Origin of the sequence: Glycomyces tenuis DSM 44171 (assembly GCF_000427885.1) — a bacterium.
In the GTDB taxonomy this organism is placed as follows: domain Bacteria; phylum Actinomycetota; class Actinomycetes; order Mycobacteriales; family Micromonosporaceae; genus Glycomyces; species Glycomyces tenuis.
On the sequence record NZ_ATYW01000009.1, the window covers coordinates 178,209 to 201,858 of the forward strand.

20 protein-coding genes are annotated in these 23,650 nt (G+C 70.9%); 7 read left to right on the forward strand and 13 right to left on the reverse strand.

What is annotated here, in order from left to right; genetic code table 11:
• Positions 1 to 80: 80 nt before the first annotated feature.
• Together YWW_RS0112460 and YWW_RS0112465 are read right to left on the reverse strand one after the other, a co-directional pair.
• A complete protein-coding gene (locus YWW_RS0112460) occupies positions 81 to 569 on the reverse strand; it encodes a hypothetical protein (protein WP_026930380.1) in 489 nt (162 codons plus the stop codon).
• Positions 566 to 3,028: a molybdopterin oxidoreductase family protein gene (locus YWW_RS0112465; protein WP_026930381.1), complete on the reverse strand. Its 2,463-nt coding sequence runs from the start codon at positions 3,026 to 3,028 to the stop codon at positions 566 to 568. The genes YWW_RS0112460 and YWW_RS0112465 overlap by 4 nt, the downstream gene beginning before the upstream one ends.
• A gap of 190 nt (positions 3,029 to 3,218) precedes the next feature.
• On the opposite strand from YWW_RS0112465, the gene YWW_RS0112470 reads away from it, so the two are divergent.
• Both YWW_RS0112470 and YWW_RS30035 read left to right on the forward strand, forming a co-directional pair.
• Positions 3,219 to 4,319 (forward strand): cellulose binding domain-containing protein, encoded by a 1,101-nt coding sequence (locus YWW_RS0112470; RefSeq protein ID WP_051815766.1) that lies wholly within the window; start codon positions 3,219 to 3,221, stop codon positions 4,317 to 4,319.
• Positions 4,320 to 4,496: 177 nt separating this feature from the next.
• The gene (locus tag YWW_RS30035; RefSeq protein WP_051325729.1) at positions 4,497 to 5,360 is read left to right on the forward strand and encodes a serine hydrolase; all 864 of its coding nucleotides are present in this window, start codon (positions 4,497 to 4,499) and stop codon (positions 5,358 to 5,360) included.
• Here YWW_RS30035 and YWW_RS37770 read toward each other — a convergent pair.
• Positions 5,354 to 5,662: a LysR family transcriptional regulator gene (locus YWW_RS37770; RefSeq protein ID WP_026930383.1), complete on the reverse strand. Its 309-nt coding sequence runs from the start codon at positions 5,660 to 5,662 to the stop codon at positions 5,354 to 5,356. The two genes, YWW_RS30035 and YWW_RS37770, sit on opposite strands and share 7 nt — an antisense overlap.
• Positions 5,663 to 5,745: 83 nt before the next feature.
• On the opposite strand from YWW_RS37770, the gene YWW_RS0112485 reads away from it, so the two are divergent.
• The 4 genes from YWW_RS0112485 to YWW_RS0112500 all read left to right on the forward strand — a co-directional run bounded on the left by YWW_RS0112485 (position 5,746) and on the right by YWW_RS0112500 (position 10,834).
• On the forward strand, positions 5,746 to 6,714 hold the full coding sequence (locus YWW_RS0112485) for an MBL fold metallo-hydrolase (protein WP_026930384.1): 969 nt from the start codon (positions 5,746 to 5,748) through the stop codon (positions 6,712 to 6,714).
• Positions 6,701 to 7,537: an MBL fold metallo-hydrolase gene (locus YWW_RS30040; RefSeq protein WP_035704442.1), complete on the forward strand. Its 837-nt coding sequence runs from the start codon at positions 6,701 to 6,703 to the stop codon at positions 7,535 to 7,537. Before YWW_RS0112485 ends, YWW_RS30040 begins: the two co-directional genes overlap by 14 nt.
• 148 nt (positions 7,538 to 7,685) lie before the next feature.
• Entirely contained in the window at positions 7,686 to 9,752 is a 2,067-nt protein-coding gene (locus YWW_RS0112495) for a cellulase family glycosylhydrolase (protein ID WP_026930385.1), read from the forward strand.
• Positions 9,753 to 9,829: 77 nt separating this feature from the next.
• Positions 9,830 to 10,834: an NAD-dependent epimerase/dehydratase family protein gene (locus tag YWW_RS0112500; RefSeq protein ID WP_026930386.1), complete on the forward strand. Its 1,005-nt coding sequence runs from the start codon at positions 9,830 to 9,832 to the stop codon at positions 10,832 to 10,834.
• Here the strand turns inward: YWW_RS0112500 and YWW_RS0112505 are convergent.
• From YWW_RS0112505 to YWW_RS0112545, 9 genes are read right to left on the reverse strand one after another with little or no spacing between them, the layout of a single operon-like run.
• Positions 10,831 to 11,760 carry a S66 peptidase family protein gene (locus YWW_RS0112505; RefSeq protein WP_035700010.1) on the reverse strand — a complete coding sequence of 310 codons (930 nt, stop codon included), beginning with the start codon at positions 11,758 to 11,760 and terminating at the stop codon, positions 10,831 to 10,833. The two genes, YWW_RS0112500 and YWW_RS0112505, sit on opposite strands and share 4 nt — an antisense overlap.
• Positions 11,757 to 13,751 carry a prolyl oligopeptidase family serine peptidase gene (locus YWW_RS0112510; RefSeq protein WP_026930388.1) on the reverse strand — a complete coding sequence of 665 codons (1,995 nt, stop codon included), beginning with the start codon at positions 13,749 to 13,751 and terminating at the stop codon, positions 11,757 to 11,759. The genes YWW_RS0112505 and YWW_RS0112510 overlap by 4 nt, the downstream gene beginning before the upstream one ends.
• Positions 13,748 to 15,082 carry a M20/M25/M40 family metallo-hydrolase gene (locus YWW_RS0112515; protein WP_026930389.1) on the reverse strand — a complete coding sequence of 445 codons (1,335 nt, stop codon included), beginning with the start codon at positions 15,080 to 15,082 and terminating at the stop codon, positions 13,748 to 13,750. Before YWW_RS0112515 ends, YWW_RS0112510 begins: the two co-directional genes overlap by 4 nt.
• On the reverse strand, positions 15,075 to 15,908 hold the full coding sequence (locus YWW_RS0112520; RefSeq protein WP_026930390.1) for a M55 family metallopeptidase: 834 nt from the start codon (positions 15,906 to 15,908) through the stop codon (positions 15,075 to 15,077). The genes YWW_RS0112515 and YWW_RS0112520 overlap by 8 nt, the downstream gene beginning before the upstream one ends.
• Entirely contained in the window at positions 15,905 to 16,891 is a 987-nt protein-coding gene (locus YWW_RS0112525) for an ABC transporter ATP-binding protein (protein WP_026930391.1), read from the reverse strand. The genes YWW_RS0112520 and YWW_RS0112525 overlap by 4 nt, the downstream gene beginning before the upstream one ends.
• Positions 16,888 to 17,892 (reverse strand): ABC transporter ATP-binding protein, encoded by a 1,005-nt coding sequence (locus YWW_RS30045; RefSeq protein ID WP_051325731.1) that lies wholly within the window; start codon positions 17,890 to 17,892, stop codon positions 16,888 to 16,890. Before YWW_RS30045 ends, YWW_RS0112525 begins: the two co-directional genes overlap by 4 nt.
• Positions 17,889 to 18,803 carry an ABC transporter permease gene (locus YWW_RS0112535; protein WP_026930392.1) on the reverse strand — a complete coding sequence of 305 codons (915 nt, stop codon included), beginning with the start codon at positions 18,801 to 18,803 and terminating at the stop codon, positions 17,889 to 17,891. Before YWW_RS0112535 ends, YWW_RS30045 begins: the two co-directional genes overlap by 4 nt.
• Positions 18,800 to 19,876, reverse strand: coding sequence for an ABC transporter permease subunit (locus YWW_RS0112540; RefSeq protein WP_026930393.1), 1,077 nt, complete (start codon positions 19,874 to 19,876; stop codon positions 18,800 to 18,802). Before YWW_RS0112540 ends, YWW_RS0112535 begins: the two co-directional genes overlap by 4 nt.
• A 10-nt stretch (positions 19,877 to 19,886) precedes the next feature.
• Positions 19,887 to 21,710 (reverse strand): ABC transporter substrate-binding protein, encoded by a 1,824-nt coding sequence (locus YWW_RS0112545; RefSeq protein ID WP_026930394.1) that lies wholly within the window; start codon positions 21,708 to 21,710, stop codon positions 19,887 to 19,889.
• 338 nt (positions 21,711 to 22,048) lie between these two features.
• Here YWW_RS0112545 and YWW_RS0112550 point away from each other — a divergent pair, with 338 nt between their 5' ends.
• Positions 22,049 to 22,423 (forward strand): VOC family protein, encoded by a 375-nt coding sequence (locus YWW_RS0112550; protein WP_026930395.1) that lies wholly within the window; start codon positions 22,049 to 22,051, stop codon positions 22,421 to 22,423.
• 31 nt (positions 22,424 to 22,454) lie between these two features.
• Here YWW_RS0112550 and YWW_RS0112555 read toward each other — a convergent pair whose 3' ends face one another.
• Complete coding sequence (locus YWW_RS0112555) at positions 22,455 to 23,345, reverse strand: SMP-30/gluconolactonase/LRE family protein (protein WP_026930396.1); 891 nt, start codon at positions 23,343 to 23,345, stop codon at positions 22,455 to 22,457.
• Between the last annotated feature and the right edge of the window lie 305 nt (positions 23,346 to 23,650).

A 23,650-nucleotide genomic window follows, 5' to 3' on the forward strand; every position in this document is an offset into this window, starting at 1 on the left:
GTTCGCCGCGTCGGATCCCAGGGATTGTAGTCGGCGAAGGCTCCTCCCGCCCCGGATCACCTCGCCGGTCCGCGCCGCCCTCAGTCGGCGACCATGATCTGTGCGGCGTTCTCCTTCAAGGCGGCGTTGGCCCAACGCAGTTGGCGCAGCGTGTCCGGATGGCACGCCTTCGTGAGCTCCAGCAGCTCGCGGTCCTTCAGCGCTTGGGCGGTCTGCGCGAGGACCTCCCAGTCCAGTGACACGCCGGCGGCCGCGCGGTGGAGTCCGCGCAGGTCCCGTATCACCAGCATGGCCGGGTCGTGGTGGCGGCCGAGCAGCTCGGCGCCCTTCTGCCGCACCGCGGCCAGGATCGCCGGATCGCCCTGCGGCGCGGAATCGAGGTGCAGCCCGTAGTCGCGTCCGACCTCGGCGAGCCTGCGGACGTGCCGCTGGGACCAGCGGGCCAGGTCGCGGCCGAGGTAGAACAGCTCATGGTCCGCCTTGTGCCGGTCCGACACGGCGAGGAGCTCGCCTGCCAGCTCGTTCTCCGAGCGATGCAGTTCCTTGATGGCCATGCCCACGCGCTTCATCGCCCACCTCCGTGCGGACCGCTCGTGTCCTCGCCCGCCATGGCGGGCGCGCCGCCGCGCGTCGGCTCCATCTCCCGCGTCACCGGTGCCGAGCCGGTGTTGGTGGGCGCCGCGGCGGGCGTCCCGTCGCCGGTGCCGATGCGTTCGAGGCGCGCGGCGGCGGTCTTGAACAGCGGCTGCTTCGACGCGGGATCCCAGTCGGTGATGGTCAGCTCGTTCGCCGCCCGCCCGTCCCCGCCCTCCGGCGCGAGACCCGTGGTGTCCCAATAGCCGTAGTGGAACGGCAGGAAGACCACCCCGGGCCGGACGCCGCTGACGCGCAGGCGGGCCTCGACGCGCCCGCGCGGAGTGGCGACCCGGAGCAGGTCGCCCTCCTCCCAGCCGCGCTCCGCCGCGTCCTCGGCCGACATCTCCACCCACACCTCCGGCGCGGCGTCCCGCAGCTGGGGGACCCGGCCGGTCTTCGTGCGCGTGTGGAAGTGGTAGAGCGTGCGCCCCGTCGTCAACACGAAGGGGAAGTCGTCGTCGGGCTGCTCATGGGGCGGCAGGTACTCGGCCGCCTTGATGACCGCCCTGCCGTATGGGTTCATCGACCGGTACTCGTCCGGCTCCAGAGGAGCTCCGGTGACCAGGTCGCGGCCGTAGCTCTCGCAGTACTCGGGGTCGCTCCAGAACCGCCCGTCGGCGTACAGGCGCTCGGTGCCCTCCGGGTGCTCCTCATTGCACGGCCACTGCACGCCGCTGCCGCGGAGCCCGTCGTACGACATGCCGGTGTAGTCGCACGGGCGGCCCTCCGTGCACCGCTTCCACGCCTCGAACGCCTCCTCCGGGCCGCTCCACTTGACGAGCGGCTCGCCGTCCTTGTCGCGCAGGTCCAGGCGGCGGGCGTAGTCGATGAAGATGTCCAGGTCCGAACGGGCCTCGCCCGGTGGGTCCACCGCCTTCTCCGAGAGGTGCACGGTGCGGTCGGCGTTGGTGAAGGTGCCGGTCTTCTCGCCCCACGTGGCGGCCGGGAGTACCACGTCGGCCAGTCGGGCGGTCTCGGTGAGGAAGAGGTCCTGCACCACCAGGAACAGCCGCTCCTGGGCGAGGATCTCGCGGACGCGCCCCAGCTCCGGCAGCGACACCGCCGGATTCGTGCCGCTCACGTAGAGGAACCGTATGGAGCCGTCCTCGACGTAGCGCATCATCTTCATCAGGTGCGTGGGGGCGCTGTAGTGCGGTATCCGCATCGGGTCGATGTTCCAGACCCGCGCCAGGTCCTCCACCTGCGACTCGTTGGACCAGTTGCGGAACCCGGGAAGGTCGCCGTCGGCGCCGCACTCGCGGGCGTTCTCCGCGGTGGGCTGGCCGTTCATCTGGAGGATGCCGCAGCCGGGCGCGCCCAGTTTGCCGCGTACCAGGTGGACGTTGTTGACCTGCACGGCGGCGGCCGTCGCCTGGTGGGACTGGTAGAAGCCCTGGAGCACCGTGGACAGCAGGCGCTCGGCGCCGCCGATGAGGCGCGCCGCCTCGGCGATGTTCTCGGCCGGGACGCCGCAGACGAGCGCGGCGAGCTCCGGGTCGCAGTCGGCGACCCGCTTCGCGAGCTCCTCGAAGCCGACGGTGTGCTCGTCGATGTAGGCGCGGTCGATCCAGTCGTTGCCGATGATGTGGTGGAGCAGCGCGTTCATCAGCATCACGTTGGTGCCCGGCCGCGGGGCCAGGTGCACGTCCGCGGCGGCGGCGACCGGGGTCCGCCGCGGGTCCACGCAGACGACCGCGGGCGGGTTCGGCCCGGCGAGGCGGTCCAGGACGCGGCTCCACAACACGGTCTGGGTCTCGGCCATGTTGTGGCCGTACAGCGCGATGACGTCCGCGTGGTCGATGTCGGTGTACGAGCCCGGCTGGCCGTCGCAGGCGAACGACTCCTTGAGCGAGGCGGCCGCGGTGGCGGTGCACAGCCGGGTGTTGCCGTCCATGTGGTTGGTGCCGATCCCGCCGTGGCCGATGACCGCGAGCGTGTAGTACTCCTCCAGGAACAGCTGGCCGGTGGTGTAGAAGCCGATCGAGCTCGGCCCCGATTCCCGCAGCAGCTCCCCGGTCCGGCCGGCCACCGCCTCCATGGCGGTGTCCCAGTCGGTCTCCACCAGCCGCCCCTCGCGTCGGATCAGGGGGCGCGTGAGTCGGTCGCCGTCGTTGTTGGCCTGCCAGCCGAACAGGTCCTTCGGGCCTAGGCGGCCGTGGTTGACCCTGTCGACCGCGCGGCCGCGCACGCCGGCGATGCGGCCGTCCTTGACGGCGATGTCGAGTCCGTCCCCGTTGGAGTGGAGGATCGTCGACGACTGCACCCATCGGTCGACCTCGGCTTCGCTCAGGCCCTCCTCCAGGTACGTGTCGACCCTGACCGGCCAGGGCTCTCCGGGTGCGTAGGGCGTACGCGTCCCCCATGGCTCCGCGATTCGATCACGCTCGGGCATGTCCACACCAGTACCCGGCGCGCGGAACCGCAAACGCGCGCGCCGGAAGATGTAATATTTACATACTTGACTATATAAATTACTTCTTGTTACGATCCTCATACCGATTGGGAGCGCTCCCGGCACCTGGCCCACGACTCGCTTCGGGCCGGTCTCCGCGCCCCGACCACCCCCGCACCGAAGGATGGACATGCAAGTGAATCGAAACAGCAGGAGACTGGCGGTCACCGCCGCCGCGGTGGCGGCGCTCGGCGCGGGCGCGCTGCCGATCGCCTCGGCGAACCAGGCGCACGCCGCGGCGGGCTGCGAGGTCGACTACCAGGTCATCAGCGACTGGGGCGGCGGCTTCCAGGCGAACGTCGCGATCACCGCCGACGAACCCATCGACGGCTGGGAGCTCACCTGGGACTTCCCGGCCGGCACGACCGTCAACAGCGCCTGGAACGTCGACTGGAGCCAGAACGGCGCCGCCTTCAGCGGATCCGACGTCGGCTGGAACGCCGTCATCGCCTCGGGGCAGACCCGCGAGGTCTTCGGATTCATCGGCTCCGGCAGCGCCGAGGCGCCGACCTCGATCGCCGTCAACGGCGAGCTGTGCGACGGGCAGGCCGACCCGAGCGAGACGCCGAGCGACGACCCGACCACCGACCAGCCGACCGAGCCGGTGTCGATCATGCCGCTGGGCGACTCGATCACCGGCAACCCCGGCTGCTGGCGCGGCAACCTGTGGGCGCTGCTGGACGGCGCCGGGTACGACGTCGACTTCGTGGGCTCGCAGTCCCAGTCCTGCGCCCCCACCGGCTCCGACCCCGACCACGAAGGCCACGGCGGCTACCTGGTCACCCAATCGGTCGCGAACGGCGACACGCGGGCGTGGCTGGAGGCGAACACCCCCGACGTGCTGCTGATGCACTTCGGCACCAACGACGTCTGGTCGGCGATCCCGCCCGCCCAGATCCTCGACGCCTACACCGCGATCGTGGAGGACCTGCGCGAGCTCAACCCGGACGCGATCGTCCTGGTCGCCCAGATCATCCCGCTCCACCCCGACGAGTCCTTCGGCTGCACCGAATGCCCGCAGCGCGCGATCGACCTCAACGCCGAGATCCCCGGCTGGGCCGCCGAGCTGACGACCGAGCGCTCGCCGATCGTCGTCGTCGACCAGCACACCGGCTTCGACCCCGCGACCGACACCTACGACGGCGTCCACCCCGACGAGGACGGCTACGTCAAGATCGCCGCGAACTGGTTCGCGGCGCTCGACGGCATCCTCCCGCAGCCGCGGTCATAGGAGCTTCGAGTGCGCAGCGGCGTCGGCCCCGCGAGGGGTCGGCGCCGCGCCTCCTCGACCGGTGGGCGCCGGTCGGATCAGCCGCCGGCGCCGCCCGCCCGCCGCTCGCGGGNACCTTGTTCCAGTCCCCGGCCGCGCGGGCGCCGGGGCACGGGACGCAGAGAGGGGGCACCGGCCTTGATCGACTCGTTCTTCGAGCCGCTCGGCGCCGTCGCGCACGCGCACATCAGGGACCTGGACGACGGCCGCGGCCTCGGCGTGCGCGAGACCGAGCCGGTCATCCTCGTCTCCGTCATCAAGGTCTTCATCGCCTGGGAGTTCCGCCGCCAGGTGGAGGAGGGGCTGATCGACCCCACCGCCCCCGTGCGGGTCACGGCCGCCGACCGGCTCGGCGGGACCGGGACCGCCGGCTTCCGCCACGACGCCACCCTCAGCGTCGAGGACCTGGCCGCGCTCATGATGGAGGTCTCGGACAGCACCGCCGCCGACCTGGTCACCAGGCACATCGGCGCGAAGGCGCTGCGGAGCCTACCCGCCCGCCTGGGGCTGGAGGGCACGCGGCTCATCGGCAGCCCTCGGACGATCCTGGAGGACGTGGCCCGCGACCTCGGCGTCTCCGACCTGGAGGCCCTGGCCCACGTGCTCGCGAACGGATCGGTCAGCACCGAGGAGCTGCGCGGCACGAGCGCGTGGGACCCGCTGCGCACCAACGTCTCGACGGCGGCCGACATGACGGCCTTCCTGCGCCGCGTGTGGGCCGGGCCCGAGTCGATCCGGCGCGACGTCCGCACCTGGATGGGACGCCAGCTCACCGGCGGGCGGCTCGCCCGTCTCGCGCCCAGCGAGGTGCGCTCCTTCGGACGCTCCGGTTCGCTCCCGGGCTGGCTCAACGAGGTGGTGGTCTGGGAATGGCCCGACGGCCGCCGCCACGCCATCGCGGTCTTCGTCCGGACCGGCCGGGGGAACTTCCGCGAGGTCGAGCTGGCCATGAGCCGGGCCGCCCTGCACCTCGCCGAGCAGCTCGACCGCGAAGGTCAGTAGATCTCCGACCAGGGGCGCGGCGGCTCCGCCCGCTCCTGCGCGGCCGCCCGGCCGACGAGCGTCCGCATCCTGCGGTACCGGCTCAGCAGTTCCGGCGCCTCGCGCATGAGCGTGTGGCCCGCCGAGGTCAGGGACACCTGCTTCCCGCTCCGGTCGAACAGCTCGGCGCCCAACTCCTTCTCCAGGCGCCGGATGCGCTGGCTCAGCGGCGGCTGCTCCATCCCGAGACGCTCCGCCGCCCTGCCGAAGTGGCGTTCCTCACCCACCGCCAGGAAGCACTCCAGGTGTCGCATGATGTCCATGCGGCGACGATATCAATCCCCGTATCGGCCCATATCACCGTTGATATTGGACATATCCGGGCGGCTTCGGCTTGACTGCGGTCATGGAAGAACGACAACAGAGCACTGGAGTGACACGGCGCCGCCTGTGGATCACCGCGGGGACCGGCGCCGCCCTCGTGGCCGGCGGGAAGCTGGTCGGGGACGGCGCCCTCACCGCGTCGGCCGAGGAGGCGGGGCAGGAGGACCGCCCGCCGGTCGAGGCGCGGTGGCTCGGCACCAACGCCTGGGAGCTCAAGAGCGAGCACGCCACGGTGCTCATCGACCCGTGGGTGAGCCGCTTCCCCACCGGCGCCTACAAGGGCGGCGCCGACCCGGAGACCGACATCGAGGTGTACCCCGAGGTGATCGACGAGCACGTCGCGGCGGCCGACTGCGTGCTCGTCACGCACGGGCACTGGGACCACATCGCGGACGTCCCGTACGTCGCCTCCCGGACCGGCGCGACGGTGCTCGGCACCGAGACGCACCTGAACCTCCTGCGCGCCATGGACGCCCCCGAAGCACAGCTGGGGCAGGTGTCCGGCGGCGAGCTCTACCGGTTCGACGGCTTCACCGTCGAGGTGTTCCGCTCCTCGCACTCGGCGAGCGGCGAGCACAAGCGGATCCTGTTCTCCGGCAGCCGCCTCGGCGAAGTGCCGAAGCGGCCCAAGCGGATCGGGGACCTCGTCGAAGGCGGCAGCCTCACCTACCTGGTGGATTTCGGCGGCGTCTCCTTCTTCAACGCGGGATCGGCGAACGTCCTGGGCCGGGAGATCGAGGGCGTCCGACCGACGGTGCTGTTCCTCCAGCCCGGCGGCGGCCACACGCCCGACTACGTCGAGCGCCTGCTGGAGGCGACCGGCCATCCGCCCTATGTCGTCCCGACGCACTGGGACGACTTCGACGAGCCACTGACCGAGCCCGCGGTCCCCGCCGGGGACTGGGAGGCGGTGCGCGACCGCGTCGCCGCCGCCAGCCCCGAATCCGAGTTCATCCTCATCGACCACCTGGAGAGCCATGTCTTCAACTGAGATCACCGTCCGCTGGCTGGGCACGAACGCCTGGGAGATCACCGGGAACGGTGCGACCGTCCTCGTCGACCCGTGGGTGACCCGCTTCCGCACCGGGGCGCCCAAGGGCGAGGAGTGGGACATGGACACCCCCTTGACGATCGACGAGGCGGCGGTGGACGAGCACATCGCGGCGGCCGACTGCATCCTGATCACCCACGGGCACTGGGACCACATCACCGACGTCCCGTACGTGGCCGCCAAGACCGGCGCGACGGTGCTCGGCACCGAGACGCACCTGAACCTGCTGCGCGCCATGGACGCTCCCGAAGCACAGCTGGGGCAGGTGTCCGGCGGCGAGCTCTACCGGTTCGACGGCTTCACCGTCGACGTCTTCGAAGCCCACCACAACTCGAGCGGCAGGCACAAGCAGCTGCTGTTCGCGGGCAGCCGGGTCGGCGAGGTGCCCCGGCGCCCCGAGACCGTCAGGGACCTGGTGGAGGGCGGCAGCCTGGCCTACCTGGTGACGATCGGCGAGGCGCGGCTCCTCATCGGCGTCACGACGAACTTCCAGGAGCGGGAGATCGAGGGCGTCCGGCCCACGCTGCTGTTCATGCAGGCGGGCAGCCGGAACAGCCCGCGCTACGAGGAGCGGCTGCTGGAGGCGACCGGCCGCCCGCCGTACGTCGTGCCGACGCACTGGGACGACTACGAGGAGCCCCTGACCGAGCCCGCGGTCGACTGGCTGGGCGCGGAGCGGTTGGGGGAGAAGGTGTCCGAGCTCAGCCCCGAATCGGAGTTCGTCCTCCTGGACCACCTGGAGTCCTTCACCTTCGAAGGCTGAAGGGGCGCCCTGTTGTGATCTGAGACGTGTGGGACACGAGCGATTTGACAAAGTTGGGTCTTCCAACTTAATCTGATATCGAGGGATGTCGATCAGTCCTGTGTGGCTGCCGTCCCTCGATCATTGTCTACAGATATGGAGCAGTCTCATGCGAGACGCGATGCGATGGACCCGAAGACGGGTCATATTGGCCGTATCGTCCATTGCCGCCGTGTTCGTCGGAATCGGGGTCGCCCTGCCCATGGCCGCCCAGGCGGCCGAGGGGTGCGAAGTCGACTACGCCGTCCAGCACCAGTGGCCCGGCGGCTTCACCGCGAACGTGAGCGTGACCAACCTCGGCGACCCCGTCAACGACTGGGAGCTGGCGTGGACCTTCCCGTCCGGGCAGCAGATCACCCAGGCGTGGAACGCCGCGATCACCTCCTCGGGCGGAGACGTCACCGCGGCCGACGCCGGCTACAACGCCAGGATCGCGACCGACGCGACGGTCTCCTTCGGCTTCAACGGGTCCTGGTCCGGCGCCAACGCCGAACCGGCCGAGTTCACCCTCAACGGCGTCGTGTGCAACGGCGGCACCGGCCAGCCGACCGACCCCACGACCACGCCGCCGCCGACCGGCGGGGCGAACGCCATGGAGACGGTCGCCGCGATGCAGCCCGGCTGGAACCTCGGCAACTCGCTCGACTCGGTCGGCGCCGACGAGACCGCGTGGGGCAACCCGCGCATCACCCAGGAGCTCATCCAGAACGTCGCCGCCCAGGGCTTCAACAGCATCCGGATCCCGGTCACCTGGGACAACCACCAGGGCGGAGCGCCCGACTACGCCATCGACCCGGCATACCTCGACCGCGTCGAGGAGGTGGTCGACTGGGCGCTCGCCGAAGACCTGTACGTGCTCATCAACATCCACCACGACTCGTGGATCTGGGCCGCGGACATGCAGTCGAACCACGACGTCGTGCTCGACCGCTACAACACGATCTGGACCACGGTGGCCGAGCGCTTCCGCGACCACTCCGACAAGCTGCTGTTCGAGAGCATCAACGAGCCGCAGTTCAACAACGTCGACGACGCCACCGCGAACAGCCTGCTCGACGAGCTGAACACCTCGTTCCACCAGATCGTGCGCGACTCCGGCGGCAACAATGCGACCCGAGTGCTGGTTCTGCCGACACTCCACACCAATGCCGATCAGGTGTACCTCGACGCGCTGGCCGGAACCATCGCCTCGCTCGACGACCCGAACCTGGCCGCGACCATCCACTACTACGGCTTCTGGCCGTTCAGCGTGAACATCGCCGGCTACACCGAGTTCAACAGCGAAGTCCAGCAGGATCTGGAGGGCTACTTCGACCGGGCCCACGACACCTTCGTGGCCCAAGGCGTTCCGGTGATCGTCGGCGAGTGGGGCCTGCTCGGCTTCGACAGGCACACCGGCACCGTCGAGCAGGGCGAGAAGCTGAAGTTCTTCGAGTACATGGGCTATTACGCGAACGAGAAGGGCCTCACGCTGCAAGTGTGGGACAACGGTCAGCACTTCGGCCGCACCTCCTTCGAATGGAGCGACCCGGAGCTGTTCGCGATCATGGAGGCCAGCTGGACGACCCGTTCGGGCACGGCCTCCTCGGACCAGGTCTACGTCGAGAAGTCGAGTGCGATCACCGACGCGACGCTGACGCTGAACCTGAACGGGACCTCGTTCGAGGGCCTGCGCCACGGCGACACCGCGCTGACCGAGGGCTCGGACTACACCGTCTCGGGCGACCAGCTCACGATCACCGCATCGGCGCTCACCGAACTGGTCGGCTCGCAGGAGTACGGCGTCAACGCCGATCTGTACGCGGACTTCTCGCAAGGCGTCCCGTGGCGGATCAGCGTGATCAGCTACGACACGCCCGCCTTGCAGGACGCGTCCGGGACGACCGACGCCTTCGCGATCCCGACCCAGTTCAACGGCGACCAGCTCGCCACCATGGAGGCCGTGTACGCCGACGGCAGCGGCAACGCCGGCCCCCAGAACTGGACGTCCTACAAGGAGTTCAGCTACACCTTCGAGCCCGATTACGACGCCGGCTCGATCTCGTTCACCCCGGAGTTCTTCGCCGAGGTGAGCGACGGCAAGCAGGTGAACCTCACCTTCCACTTCTGGAGCGGCGAGACCCTCACCTACACCGTCACCAAGTCCGGAAGCTCCGTCACCGGCTCCGCCGGATAGCGCGGACCGCACGCGCCGGCAAGGGCTCTCACGGCGTGCGGGTAAGCTTGCCGCCGGTCTAGTCAGAAGGAGCGGACATGTCGAACTTGAAGGTCTTGTTCATCGGCGGCAGCGGCATCATCAGCGCCTCGTGCGTGCGCGAGGCGGTGCGCCAGGGCCTCGACGTGACCGTCCTGAACCGCGGCACGAGCACGCTCCGCCGCCTGCCCGAGGGTGTCACCAGGCTCACCGCCGACTCGAACGACCCCGACTCGCTGCGCGAGGCGATCGGCGAGGACCACTACGACGCCGTGGTCAACTGGGTCAACTTCGTGCCCGAGCAGGTCCAGCGCGACATCGACGTCTTCACCGGCCGCACCGACCAGTACGTCTTCATCAGCTCCGCCTCGGCCTACCAGACCCCGCCGAGCCGCATGCCCGTCGTCGAGTCCACGCCGCTGAAGAACCCGCACTGGCAGTACTCGCGCGACAAGATCGCCTGCGAAGAGCTCCTCGTCAAGGCCTACCGCGAGGACGACTTCCCGATGACGATCGTGCGCCCTTCCCACACCTACGACGAGACGCTCCTGCCCTTCGAGGCGAAGTGGAACGTCATCGAGCGGATGCGGGCGGGCAAGCCCGTCGTCGTCCACGGCGACGGCACTTCACTGTGGACCATCACGCACGCCCGCGACTTCGCCGTCGGCCTCGTCGGCCTGCTCGGCAAGGAGGCCGCGATCGGCGAGCCCTTCCACATCACCGGCGACGAGGCCCCCTCGTGGAACCAGATCTTCGAGGACGCCGCGGCCGCCGCGGGCGTGGCCGAACCGAAGCTCGTGCACATCGCCTCGGAGGCGATCGCCGCCGCGGTCCCCGAGTGGGGCCCGGGCCTGGTGGGGGACAAGGCGCACACGATGATCTTCGACAACAGCAAGCTCAAGAACCTCGTGCCCGCCTTCGGGCAGACCACCACGCCGTTCAAGCTCGGCATCCGCGAGGTCGTCGCCTGGTACGACGCCCACCCCGAGCAGCAGACCACCGCGCCCGGCGTCGACGCGATCCAGGACCGCCTCATCGAGGCATTCGGCCCCCGGTCCCTCTAACGCAGCGCCGGGATCTCGAACGCGAGCGTCCCGGCGTCGGCGTCCAGGACCGCCGGAACGCCGAGCGGGACCGTCAGCGACGGTGTGCAGTGCCCGAAGCCGAAGTCCTCGACGACCGGGACGCCCAGATCGCCGACCAGATCCGCCAGGGTCGCGTGCAGACGCCGCTCCCCGTTGTTCTCCACCCACGAGCCGAGCACGATCCCGGCGACGCCGCCGAGCCAGCCCGATCGCCGCAACTGCGTCAGGTACCGGTCGACCCGGTAGTCGTCCTCACCGGTGTCCTCGAGCAGCAGGATGCCGCCCTCGCAGTCGTCGCGGTGCTCGGGCGTGCCGATCCCGGACGCGAGGAGGCTCAGGCAGCCGCCGACCGTGACGCCCCTCGCCCGTCCCGGCGCGAGCGTCCGCGCGCTCGGCGGCGCGATCGTCTGCACCGACTCAGGGGAGAACAGGCTGCGCCGCAGGTGCTCCTGCATCGCCGCGCCCTCGATGAACCGCGACCAGTTCGGCATGGGCCCGTGGAGGGTGGCGACGCCGAGGCGGAGCGCGATCGCCTCGTGCAGGGCGGTGACGTCGCTGAAACCGACGAACGCCTTCGGCTCGGCGTCGGCGAGCGCCGCCCAGTCGACGAGGTCGATCATGCGCTGCGCCCCGTAACCGCCTCGGGCGCACACCACGGCCGTGAACGACCGGTCGGCCCAGGCGGCCTCGAAGTCGCGGGCGCGGTCGCCGTCGCTCCCCGCCAGGTACGGCAGGCGCGGATGGGTCTCGCGGACGTGCGGCATCTCGACCGGCTCCAGGCCCCACGACCGCAAGACGCCCAAGCCCTTGTCGAGCTGGTCCTCCGGGCCCGGCGTGGCCGGTGAGACGACCGCGACGCGGTCGCCCTCCTTGAGCCGCGGCGGCCTGCGCAGCGCCTTGATCATGCCCGCCACTCCAATGCCGCGCCCGCGGGCGCCTCGAAACCGAACACCCGAGCGTACAGCGCGTGCTCGGCCAGGACCGCGCTCACGATCGTGGACGCCCGCCGGAAACCGTGCTGCTCGCCCTCGTACGCGAGGTAGGCGTGGGGGATCCCCCTGCCCTCGACGCGCTCCAGCAGCCGCTCGCTCTGCGCGGGCGTGCAGATCGCGTCCTCCAGGCCCTGCAGCAGGAGGAACGGCGCCGAGATCCGGCCGGCGTGGTTCACCGGCGAGCGCTCGCGGTACCGCTCGGGCACCTCGTCGACCGGCCCGATCAGCGTGTGCAGGTACCGCGATTCGAAGTCGTGCGTCGCGTCGCCGAGCCAGCCCGACAGGTCCAGAATGGGGTACTTGATCGTCGCGCAGGCGTAGAGCCCTTCGGCCGCGGCAGAGGCCAGCGACGCGGCGGAGGTCCAGCCTCCGGCGCTGCCGCCCCTGATCGCCAGGCGCGAGCCGTCGGCGGTGCCCTCCTCGGCGAGCGCCCGCGCCACGGCCGCGCAGTCCTCGACGTCCACCACGCCCCACTGCTCGCGCAGCCGCTCGCGGTACTCGCGCCCGTAGCCGGTCGAGCCGCCGTAGTTCACCTCCGCCACGCCGATGCCCCTCGAGGTGAAGTAGGCCAGCTCCAGGTCGAGGGCGGCCCGGACGTGGCTGGTGGGCCCGCCGTGGACCCAGACCACGTACGGCGGCAGTTCCCCTGCCGGGGCCGCGAAGTCGGGATTGCGCGGCGGGTAGACGTGGGCGTGGACCTCGCGCCCGCCCGGACCGGTGAAGGTCCGGTGCTCCGGTTCGGGGTAGTAGGCGGGGTCGACGGGATCGGCGTGCGGTTCGCCGACGATGCGGACCTCGCCGGTGACGGTGTCGCAGGCGACGATCTCGTAGGTCCGGTCGGGCCCGGCGGCGAGGCCGAACACCGTGTCGCCCTGGGCGAGCAGCGACGGCGCCCAATCGGTCCACGGACCGCCGGCCACGCCGCTCATCGCCCCCAGATCGGGGTCGAGGACGCCGAGCACGCTCTCGCCCCGGCCGTGGACAGTGGCGATGCGGCCGTCGTCGAGGACCTGGAACCACCTCGAACCGATCGTCCACAGGGCCCCGGCGAACTCCTCCTCGGCCGGATACAGCTCGACGGTCTCCCCGGAACCGGGGTCGATCCGGTACAGGTTCCACCAGCCGGTGCGGTCGCTCGCGGCGATGAGCGTGCCGTCGGGCGCCCACTCGGCCTGCGGAACGGACTCCCCGCCGCCCCCGGCGACGGTCCGCACGTCCTTGAAGGCGCCGCCCGAGGTGACGGTGGCGACGCGCAGTTCCGTCTCGTCCCACGGCATGTCCGGGTGGTTCCAGGCGATCCACGCGACCGCCGTGCCGTCAGGGCTGATGCGCGGACCGGTCGTGAAGCGGTAGGCGTCGTCGGTCAGCTCGCGGACCGCCGCGCGGTCCTCGGCGGCCGAGCCGTCCAGCGGCACCGCCGCCAGGACCCGCCGCAGCTGCGTGGACCGCTTCCCGGTGAACTCCTCGAGGACCGCCCACACCTCGTCGCGGCCGGGGGCGAACCCCATGTCGCACCACCGCAGTCCGCTCGGGAACCGCGGCTCCGGGGTGATCGGGCGCGGCTCGCGCCCGCTGTCGGGCTCGAAGACGTAGAGCCGCTGGTCGTCGAAGTTCGAGAAGACGACCAGTGGCCCGTCGCCGGTCATGCGGCCGACCCAGGGCGTCCCGCCGTACTCGTGGACGCGGTTGCGGACGTTCCACGGCTCGGGCAGCACCGACTCGGTCGAGCCGTCGCCGCGGCGGCGGACCAGCGCCCGGCGCCCGCCCTCGGCCGGGCGCGGCTCGGTCCACCACAGCTCGCCGCCGACCGTGCCGAGGAACCCCGGCCGTCCGTCACCCGCCGCCACCATCTCCGCGGTGATCGGTGACGCCCAAGTGCCGCAAGGGGAGCGTTCCACGCTCATGCCCTCCTCAAGAACTCGTCGAGCACGCTCACCCCGAAATGCAGGCCCTCCACCGGGACGCGCTCGTCCACGCCGTGCGCGAGCCTGCCGTAGCCGAACTCGGGCGGCACCTTGAGCGGCGAGAAGCCGTAGCCGACGACGCCCAGGCGCGAGAACTGCTTCGCGTCCGTGCCGCCCGACATGCAGTAGGGCACGACGTGCCCTTCGGGGTCGAACTTCAGGACCGCCTCGCGCGCCGCCGCGAACGTGGGCGAGTCCACCGGCGCGCTGAGCGCCACCTCCCGGTGCTGGAACTCCCAGTCCACCTCGGGCCCGGTCAGCTCGTTCATCGTCGCGATGAACTCCTCCTCCCAGCCGGGCAGCATCCGGCCGTCCACCTGCGCGGCGGCGTGCTCGGGGATGACGTTGACCTTGTACCCGGCCTCGAACACGGTCGGGTTGGCGCTGTTGCGCAGCGTCGACTCGACCAGTTGCGCCGCCGGTCCCAGCCGCGCGAGCAGCGCGTCCACGTCGAAGTCCGCGTCGTCCAGGTCCGCCTCGACGCCGTACACCGCGGCCAGCCCGGTCAGGGCCGCGCGCACCGTCGGCACCAGCCGTACCGGCCAGCGGTGCCGCCCGATGCGGGCGACGGCCTCGGCGAGGATCGTCACCGCGTTGTGCGGGTTGGCCTTCGAGCCGTGCCCGGCCCGGCCGCGGGCGGTCAGGTTCAGCCACGCGGTGCCGCGCTCGCCCGCCCCGATCGGGTAGATCCGCAGCCCGTCGCCGCCGTGGAAGCTGTAGCCGCCCGCCTCGCTGACGCCCTCGGTGCAGCCTTCGAACAGCTCGCCGTGGTGGTCGGCGAGGAAGCCGGAGCCGTACTCGGCGCTCGCCTCCTCGTCGGCGGTGAACGCCACGACGACGTCCCGCCTCGGCCGCACTCCCGCTCTGGCCCAGGACCGCACCGCGGCCAGGATCATCGCGTCCATGCCCTTCATGTCGAGCGCGCCGCGGCCCCACACGATCCCGTCGCGGACCTCGCCGGAGAACGGGTCGACCGACCAGTCGGCGGCCGCGGCGGGCACGACGTCGAGATGGCCGTGCACCAGCAGCGCGTCGGCGGACGAGTCGTCTCCGGCGATCCGCGCCACCACGTTCGAGCGGCCCGGCGCCTTCTCGAGGATCACCGGTTCGGCGCCCGCCTCGGCGAGGCGCTCGGCGGCGTATTCGGCGGCCTCGCGCTCGCGGCCGTCGCCGCCGCCGCGGTTGGTGGTGTCGATGCGGATCAGCTCGGAGGTGAAGCGGACGACCTCCTGGAGCGAGCGCTCGTCGACGATCTGATCGGACTCAGCCATATTCCTCCTCCACCGCCGCGGCGGCCACGGTGGTGACCGCCTTGAAGCATCGGATTCCCTTGTACATCGTCTTGGCCTTGAAGGCGACTCTGCGCTCGTCGCTCTGGGACACCCCCGGAATGACGGTCGCCGCCCCGGCCAGGTGCTCGGCGTCGAACTCGACTTCGAACCGGTGCGGCCCGTTCACGGCCTTGTCGCGGCGCCCGGCCAGCGCCATCGCCTGTTCGGCCGCCCGCCGGATGTCGGCGGCGGTGCGAGCGGGAGGCCGGCAGACCGCCGCATAGCGCGAGACATAGTCCTTGACCGCCACGCCGACGGCGCCCGGCGCGTACCAGCGCGAATCACGGATGGTCTTGTCGTCGCCGGTCACCAGGATCACCGGCACCCCGAACTCGTCGGCGACCTTCGCGTTCAGGTAGCCCTCGCTGGCCGGGTAGTCGTCCAGCCACACGCCGGTGATGCTATTGGCCAGGTAGGTGTGCGCGAGCACCCCTTCGGCTCCGGCCCCCGCGTGGTAGCCGAGAAAGACGACGCCGTCGACGTCGCCGTGCTGGACGCCCTCCATCATGGACAGTTCCTTGTGCCGTCCGGTGAGCATCGAGGCGCGCTCGTCGAGCCGCTCCAGCAGCAGGTTCCGCATCGTCCAATGGGCCTCGTTGACCAGCACCGCGTCCGCTCCGCCGTCGAAGAGCCCGGCGATCGCCGCGTTCACGTCCCCGGTGAAGACCGGCCGCTGCCGCTCCCACTGCGGCCCGCCGGGCAGCACGTCGGCCGGGCACGTGACACCGGTGGCGCCCTCCATGTCGGCGCTGATGAGGATCTTCACGCCGCCGCCCGCCGCTCGATCCGGTGAAGGTGGCAGGCCACCCGGTGCCGCGACGCGTCGGCCGACAGCACCTCGAGGTCCTCGCGCTCGCACTGGTCCGAGACCGCCGAGGCCCGGCCCGAGGCGTACTCCTGGCAGCGCGGCCGGAAGCGGCATCCGCCGGGGATCTTCGCCGCATCGGGCAGCTCCCCGGACAGGACGATCGGCTTCGGCAGCGGCGAGTCGGGCAGGACCGACACCAGCGCCCGCGTGTACGGGTGCCGCGGCTCGGTGAGCACCTGCTCGACCGGGCCCTGCTCGACGATCCGCCCGAGGTACATGATCGCGATCCGGTCGGCGATGCTCCAGGCCAGGCCCAGGTCGTGGGTGATCACCAGCGCGCCGAGGTCCATCTCCTCGCGCAGCCGCAGCAGCAGTGCGAGGATCTCGCCGCGCACCGACGCGTCCAGGCTCGCCACCGGCTCGTCGGCGATGATGATGCTCGGGTCCAGGACCAGCGCGCCCGCGATCACCGCCCGCTGGCGCTGCCCGCCGGAGAGCTCGTGCGGATAGGACAGGAAGAACTTCTCGGCGGGCCGCAGCCCGGCCCGCGCGAGCGCGTCGGCGACCCGCTCGGTCTCGTCGTCGACCAGGCCGTGGATGCGCAGCCCTTCGGCCACCGCGTCGTAGATCGTGTGGCGCGGGTTCAGTGCGCCCGTCGGGTCCTGGAGGATCAGCTGGACCTTGCGGCGGTAGGCCTTCAGCGCCTTGGTGGAGTAGCGCAGCGGCTCGTCCCCGAAGGAGACCGATCCGCGCGTCGCCCGCTCCAGGCCGAGCAGCGTGCGCGCCAGCGTCGTCTTCCCGCAGCCCGACTCGCCCGCCAGAGCGACGATCTCGCCGGGCGCCACATCAAGGTTGACGCCGTCGACCGCCCTGGCCGTCCTCCCGCCCGGCAGGCCGAAGTCCACGCCGAGGTCTCTTGCGGACAAGAGCGGTGATGTCACTGGAGTGCCTCCTCGTCCGTCGAGGCGATCGGGTCGCCGGCCTGGGCCACGAAGCAGGCGCTGCTCCTGTCGCCCGCGCCCGGCAGCCCCAGCAGCTCCGGTTCGGCGTCGGCGCATTCGGCGACGGCGACCGGGCAGCGCGGCCGGAACGAGCAGCCCGACGGCAGATCGGCCGGGTCGGGCGGATCGCCGGCCAGACCCCCCGGCCGTTTGCGGGAGGCCGCGTCGCCGATGACCGGGAACGCCGCCCCGAGCGCGTGCGAGTACGGATGCCGGGCGTCGGCGAACAGCTCGCGGGCCGGACCGAGCTCGACGACGCGCCCGGCGTACATGACCGCGGTCCGGTCGCACGTGGCCGACAGCACCGACAGGTCGTGGCTGATCATGACCAGTCCGACGCCGCGCTCGGCCACGAGACCAGTGATGAGCTCCAGCACCTGGGCCTGCACCATGACGTCGAGTGCGGTGGTGGCCTCGTCGGCGATGATCAGCTCCGGGCCGCACGCCAGGGCCATCGCGATCATGACCCGCTGGCGCTGCCCGCCGGACAGCTCGTGCGGGTAGTTCCGCGCCCGCGAGGCCGGCAGGCCGACCAGTTCGAGCAGTTCGGCGGCCCTGCGGGACGCCTCGGTCTTGGTGACGTGCTCGTGCACCAGGATCGGTTCGGCGATCTGCGGGCCGATCCGCTGCACCGCGTTCAGCGAGTGCATCGCCCCCTGGAAGACGATCGAGGCCCCGACCCACCTGACGGCGCGCAGCCGGCCCCAGCCCATCGTGAGCACGTCCTCCCCGGACAGCAGGACCTCGCCGGTGACGGCCGCGGTCCGCGGCAGCAGCCGCAGGATCGCCATAGCCAGTGTGGACTTCCCGCAGCCGGACTCGCCGGCGACGCCGAGCGTCCGCCCCGCCTCCAGCGTCAAGTCCACGCCCCGGACGGCCGGGACCGCGCCGCGCGAGGTGCGGTAGGTGACGTTGAGATCGCGGATCTCGAGCAGCGTCACGGCGCCTCACCTCGCAGACGGGGGTTGAACACGGCCTCCAGAGCCCTGCCGCACATCATGAACGCGGCGACGACGATGAGGATCGCCAGGCCCGGCGGCAGCAGGTACCACCAGGCGTGCGCCGAGACCGCCCCGTTGCTGGAGGCGCGGTTGAGGATCGAGCCCCACGAGACGACGTTCGGGTCGCCCAGGCCCAGCCACGCCAGCGAGGACTCCATGAGGATCGCCGAGGGCACCAGCAGCGTCGCGCTCGCCAGTACCAGCGGCAGCACGTTCGGCAGGATGTGGCGGGTCATCTGGTGCCAGTGGCCGGCGCCGAGTGCCCGCGCCCGCTCCAGGTAGGGCCTGGCCTGCACGGTCAGCGTCTGGGCGCGCACCAGGCGGGCCGTGCTCGACCAGGACACGAGCGCGATGACGGCGACCGTGGTGGCGAAGCTGCGCCCCAGCACGGCCAGCAGCGCGATCGCCACGACCAGGCTCGGCAGCACCATGAACCAGTCGGAGACGCGCAGCGCGATCCAGCCGTACCAGCCGCCGACGTGGCCGCTGGTGATCCCGACGAGCGTGCCGACGAGGATCGCCGCGACCGTCGCGGTCAGCCCGATGAGCAGCGACAGCCTCGTGCCCCACACGGTCAGCGCCAGGACCGAGCGGCCGGTCTCGTCGGTGCCCAGCGGGAACTCGGCGCTGGGCGGGGACATGCGGCCGCCGGTGGCCTGCGTGACGCTCAAGGCCGAGGCGTCGATCAGCAGCGGCGCGGCCAAGGCGAGGAGCACGATCGCGCCCAGGACCACCAGGCCGACCATGCCGCTGCGCTGGGCGCGGTAGTCGCGCCAGGCGCGCGCCACCGCCCGCCTGCGCCGGGCCCGTCGCACCGCCCGTGGGGACATCGCTCGCGTCGCAGTGCTCATGACTTCCGGATCCTCGGGTCGATGAACCAGTACAGGATCTCCGCGCACAGCACCGCGATGATCGTCGAACTGGAGAACAGGACGAACAGGGCCTGGAGCATGGGCCGGTCGGGGTAGAAGATCGAGGAGACGAACAGGCTCCCCAGGCCCGGCCAGCTGAAGACCGTCTCGGTGATGATCGCGCCGTTGACGATGTTCCCGATCGCCAGGAACACCATCGTGATCGTCGGCAGCAGCGCGTTCGGGACGGCGTGCCTGCGGCGCACCGCGTCGTCGCGCAGGCCCTTGGCGCGGGCGGTGGTCAGGTAGTCGGCGCCGATCTCGTCGAGGATCGAGGAGCGCATGACCATCAGGTACCCCGCGTAGACCACCGCGGTGTAGGTGAGCACCGGCAGCACCATGTGGTGTCCGATGTCGAGCGCCTGCGACAGGAGGCCGTCGGGCGTGCTCGCCGAGCGCATCCCGTTGACGGGGAACAGCCCCAGGTAGCGGGCGAAGACCAGGATGACGATCATGCCGAGCCAGAACGTCGGCGCCGAGTACAGCAGCAGCCCGGCGGCGACATGGGAGCGGTCGAAGCGGCTGCCCTGCTTCCAGCCCGCGCGGGTGCCGATCCAGAAGCCGAGCAGGACGGCCAGGACGACGCCGGTGCCCGACAGCAGCAGCGTCGCCGGGAGCCGCTCGAGGACCAGCTCGGAGATCGGCTGGCGGTACTGGAGCGAGGTGCCGAGGTCGCCGGTCAGGGTGCCGGTGATGTAGTCGAGGAACTGGTTCCACAACGGCTGGTCCAGGCCCAGCTCGGCGCGCATCGCCTCCCGCTGCTCGGGCGTGACCGGGCGCTCGCGGGTGAGCTGGTCGATCGGGTCGCCGGCGATGAGCCGGAAGATGAAGAACGAGGAGAACAGCACCAGCAGCAGGGACACGGCGGCGCCGCTGAGGTGTTTGAGCAGGTAACGTCCGAATCCCGTGGTGACGCGGCCGGTGGGCGCGGTTCCGGGGCCTGCTGCCGGTGCCTGTTCCGCGGACGGGTCCCGGTCGGGGCCCCCGTCCGCGGAAGGTCGATGAGCGGTCATCGGATGCCGGTCACTCCCGTTCGTCGGCGGTGCTCCTGCGCCGCATGAAGAGGAAGGCGCCCCCGGCGACGAGGACCAGGAGGACCGCCCCCGCGCCCATGAGCACGCCGGTGGAGACGCCGCCGTCGTCCTCGCCCCCGACCGGCGTGGCGGACAGGAAGGACCAGATGAAGCCCTGCTGCCCGGTGATCATGCCGCCCTCGGCGGGCTGGACGGTGAAGTCGTCCACCCGCTCATGGTTGTAGGCCTCCAGGACGTTCTGGTAGTAGAGCCAGATGACCGGCGCGTCCTGGTAGAGGATCCGCTGCTGCTCCCTGACCAGCTCGGCGCGGGCCTCGGGGTCGGGCTCGACCACCTGCTGCTCGTGGAGGGCGTCGTACTCCTCGTTGCAGTAGAAGTTCTCGTGCGAGCGCTCCGAGCCGTCGGTGGTGGTCGGCAGCACCTCGCAGGTGTGCATGGCCAGCATCTCGGTCGGGTTGGGGCCCACGCCCCAGCCGGAGAAGGCGATGTCGTACTCGCCGAGGTAGACCAGGTCGTTCAGCGAGCCCTGCTCGATCGGCTCGGAGACGATCTCCAGGCCGAGCTCCTCCCACCACTCGGTCACGAACTGGACCACGTTGGCGTAGTCGGTGTAGTCGGCATGGTGGTAGAAGCGGAAGCTGAGCGGATCGCCGCCGCCGGGCATGGTGCGGATGCCGTCCTCGCCGCGCTCGTAGCCGGCCTCGTCGAGCAGTCGGTTGGCCTCGTCGATGCTGAACTGGACGAGCTCGTCGCCGCCGTCCCAATGCCACTGCTCGAAGATCGCGGGGATGATCGACACGGCCGGATCGCCGTTGCCGTCAAGGACCTTGTCGACCAGCTCCGCCTTGTCGATCGCGGTGTGGAGCGCTTGTCGCACCACCGGGTCGCGCAGCGCGGGATGGCCGTCGCCGTACAGTTCGCCGTCGGCGGTCTGGGCGCCGTGGTTGAGGATCAGCGAGACGAAGCGGCGGCCCTGGGCGTTGTTGACCGTGACGTGGTCCTGGCCTTCGAGGGCCTCCATCTGGGCCGGGTTGAGCCCCCTGACGAGGTCGACCTCTCCGGCCTCCAGGGCGGCGACGGCGGCGTCGCCCTCGCTGTAGTAGTCGTAGACGATCTCATCGAAGCCCGGCGCGCCGTCCCAGTACTCCTCGTTGGCCTCCAAGCGGACGAGCTCGTTGGCGCGGTACTCGCTGACCTGGAACGGGCCGGATCCGACCAGGGGCATCCGGTCGTTGGCGTCGTCGGCCGAGGGATCGGGGTAGGTCTCCCAGATGTGCTTGGGCACGATGAAGATCCCCGCATTGAGGACCTCGGCGGGCGCGGCCTCCTTGAGCGTCAGCACGAAGGTCGTGTCGTCGGGGGCCTCGGCGCTGACGAGGTTGCCCGCGAAGTCGATGTTCCAGTCGTGGATGGCGGGATCGCTGATGAGCAGGTCGTAGGTGTAGGCCACGTCCTCGGCGGTCAGGGACTCGCCGTCGGACCACTCGACGCCTTCGCGGATGGTGAAGGTCCACGTCAGGCCGTCGTCGCTTTCCTGCCACTCGCTGGCCAGGCCCGGCACCGGCTCGTAGTTCTCCGCTCCGGTCCTGATGAGAGTGTCGTACGTCATCAGGTTGGTCTCGTACGTGATGATGTAGCGCGACTTGAAGGGGTTGAAGGTGTCGACCTCCTGGTCGGTGGCGACCAGCAGCCGGTCGACCTCGCCGTCGTCCTGGGCGGCGGCCTGCGTCGACGTCGCGGTGAGGATGCCGGCGGACAGCGCCAGGGCGGCTCCGGCGGCCGAGAGCCGCCGCGTCATCGGTCTGGTTCTCATGAGGGGCGGTACCTCGCATTCGGATCCGAACGGATCGGTCTCCGGTCGTCGGGCTTCGGTGGATCGGATGTGGGGCTCGCGCGCTTCGCCGTGGCCGGAGTAATCGGGCCTTTGGTGTAGGGAACAGGATGACGGAAATCTTCTTCTTTTGTCAATGTTGCGGAGAAAGTTTTCAGGTGTGGCGATGTTTGCGAGCCGTTGACTGGCAGAGTTGGAGTCGAACTGGTATGCATTGACCCACCTTGGCCGACCGTCCCCATAGATTATGCGGAGCGCGGCCCCGGATTCCGCACTGGGCGGGCCGGCGATCGTGGGAACTGAGATGAGGAGAACCGAAGATGATTCGCAGGCTTCAGGCGGTCGCCTTGGACTGCGCGGACGCGGAGCGGCTCGCGGAGTTCTACGCCGTCCTGCTCGGCGGCCGGATCGTGGCGGACCCGGGGGACTCGGAGTGGGTGGAGGTGCACGGCTTCGAAGGGACGCCGCTGGCCTTCCAGCGGGTGCGGGACTACCGCCCGCCGCAGTGGCCGGGGCAGGACATGCCCCAGCAGGTGCACCTGGACTTCGACGTGGACGACCTCGACGCGGAGGAGCGGCGGGCGCTGGAGCTCGGCGCGACCGTGCTGGAGCGCACCGATCAGCTGCGCCCGGGCGCCAACTGGCGGATCTACGCGGACCCGGCGGGCCACCCCTTCTGCCTCTGCCTCCACTGAGGCGGGTGCGGGGCCGGGCCGCGGACCCCGGTCACAGGCGCCAGGCGCCGTTGGTGCTCAGCAGGAGCGAGTACACCGAGTCCGTGGCGCACACGAACAGGCGGTTGCGCTTGGGGCCGCCGAAGACCAGGTTCGAGACGGCCGGCTGGGGGATCGGCAGCGTCGCCAGCGGCGTCCCGTCGGGGTGGAAGCAGAAGACGTCGGCCGCCGCGGCCCACACGCGGCCCTCGACGTCGGTGCGCAGCCCGTCGAAGTTGCCGCCGGGCGATTCGGCGAACACCTCGCCGCCGCTCAGCGCGGCGCCGTCGACCGCGAAGGACCGGATGTGCCCGCGAGCGGTGTCGGCGATGTAGAGGCGCCGCTCGTCGGGGGAGAAGGCGAGTCCGTTCGGCCGCCCGAAGTCGTCGGCGACCCGCTCCACCTCGCCCGAGGCCGGGTCGATGCGGTAGACGTGGCAGCCGTCGATCTCAGGGGAGGCCCGGTGGCCCTCGTAGTCGCTGGTGATCCCATAGGGAGGGTCGGTGAACCAGACCGCCCCGTCGGCGGAGACCACCGCGTCGTTGGGGCTGTTGAACCGCTTGCCGTCCCAGCGGTCGGCCAGGACCGTGACCGAGCCGTCCAGCTCGGTGCGGGTCACCCGCCGCGCGCCCTGCTCGCACGAGACGAGCCGCCCCTGCCGGTCGAGCGTGTGGCCGTTGGTGTAGCCCGCAGGGGAGCGGAAGACGCTCACCGAGCCGTCGGTCTCGTCCCAGCGCAGCATCCGGTCGTTCGGGATGTCGCTGAACAGCAGATAGCGCCCCGACGGCACGTACACCGGGCCCTCGGTCCACCTGCCACCCGAGAACAGGCATTCGAGGTAGCCGTCGCCGGAGACGTCGAATCGCTTGTCGTGGACGTCGAACGACACTGGTGTGGTCTGCATCGGGGGTCTCCCTCGTATAGGCATCGTCGACCGCGAACTTACACCGCCGCGACCGCGCTTGCGGCCGGGCGTCCGCGGTGCTTCAATGGTCGCTCGCCGTGCGACGACGCCGCCCACGCCTCCGCAGGAGGCTCTCCACGGGCGTACCGGGACCTCCGCCCTCGCCTCCGGTGACGGCTGAGCCCTAAAAGGAGGGCCGCGCGAGCGCGCTGCGCCCCGGATGGTCTCCTGTAGCTGTGCCGCCCGCGCGCAGGCTGCCGTCGAGCCCGGACGGCCGGCCACACTTCCACGGACCGCTGGTCGGC

Coding starts and splice junctions, on each gene's coding strand:
- YWW_RS0112460 (WP_026930380.1), bottom strand. CDS start 569: ATGAAGCGCGTGGGCATGGCCATCAAGGAACTGCATCGCTCGGAGAAC.
- YWW_RS0112465 (WP_026930381.1), bottom strand. CDS start 3,028: ATGCCCGAGCGTGATCGAATCGCGGAGCCATGGGGGACGCGTACGCCC.
- YWW_RS0112470 (WP_051815766.1), top strand. CDS start 3,219: ATGCAAGTGAATCGAAACAGCAGGAGACTGGCGGTCACCGCCGCCGCG.
- YWW_RS37770 (WP_026930383.1), bottom strand. CDS start 5,662: ATGGACATCATGCGACACCTGGAGTGCTTCCTGGCGGTGGGTGAGGAA.
- YWW_RS0112485 (WP_026930384.1), top strand. CDS start 5,746: ATGGAAGAACGACAACAGAGCACTGGAGTGACACGGCGCCGCCTGTGG.
- YWW_RS30040 (WP_035704442.1), top strand. CDS start 6,701: ATGTCTTCAACTGAGATCACCGTCCGCTGGCTGGGCACGAACGCCTGG.
- YWW_RS0112495 (WP_026930385.1), top strand. CDS start 7,686: ATGCGAGACGCGATGCGATGGACCCGAAGACGGGTCATATTGGCCGTA.
- YWW_RS0112500 (WP_026930386.1), top strand. CDS start 9,830: ATGTCGAACTTGAAGGTCTTGTTCATCGGCGGCAGCGGCATCATCAGC.
- YWW_RS0112505 (WP_035700010.1), bottom strand. CDS start 11,760: ATGATCAAGGCGCTGCGCAGGCCGCCGCGGCTCAAGGAGGGCGACCGC.
- YWW_RS0112510 (WP_026930388.1), bottom strand. CDS start 13,751: ATGAGCGTGGAACGCTCCCCTTGCGGCACTTGGGCGTCACCGATCACC.
- YWW_RS0112515 (WP_026930389.1), bottom strand. CDS start 15,082: ATGGCTGAGTCCGATCAGATCGTCGACGAGCGCTCGCTCCAGGAGGTC.
- YWW_RS0112535 (WP_026930392.1), bottom strand. CDS start 18,803: ATGAGCACTGCGACGCGAGCGATGTCCCCACGGGCGGTGCGACGGGCC.
- YWW_RS0112540 (WP_026930393.1), bottom strand. CDS start 19,876: ATGACCGCTCATCGACCTTCCGCGGACGGGGGCCCCGACCGGGACCCG.
- YWW_RS0112545 (WP_026930394.1), bottom strand. CDS start 21,710: ATGAGAACCAGACCGATGACGCGGCGGCTCTCGGCCGCCGGAGCCGCC.
- YWW_RS0112550 (WP_026930395.1), top strand. CDS start 22,049: ATGATTCGCAGGCTTCAGGCGGTCGCCTTGGACTGCGCGGACGCGGAG.
- YWW_RS0112555 (WP_026930396.1), bottom strand. CDS start 23,345: ATGCAGACCACACCAGTGTCGTTCGACGTCCACGACAAGCGATTCGAC.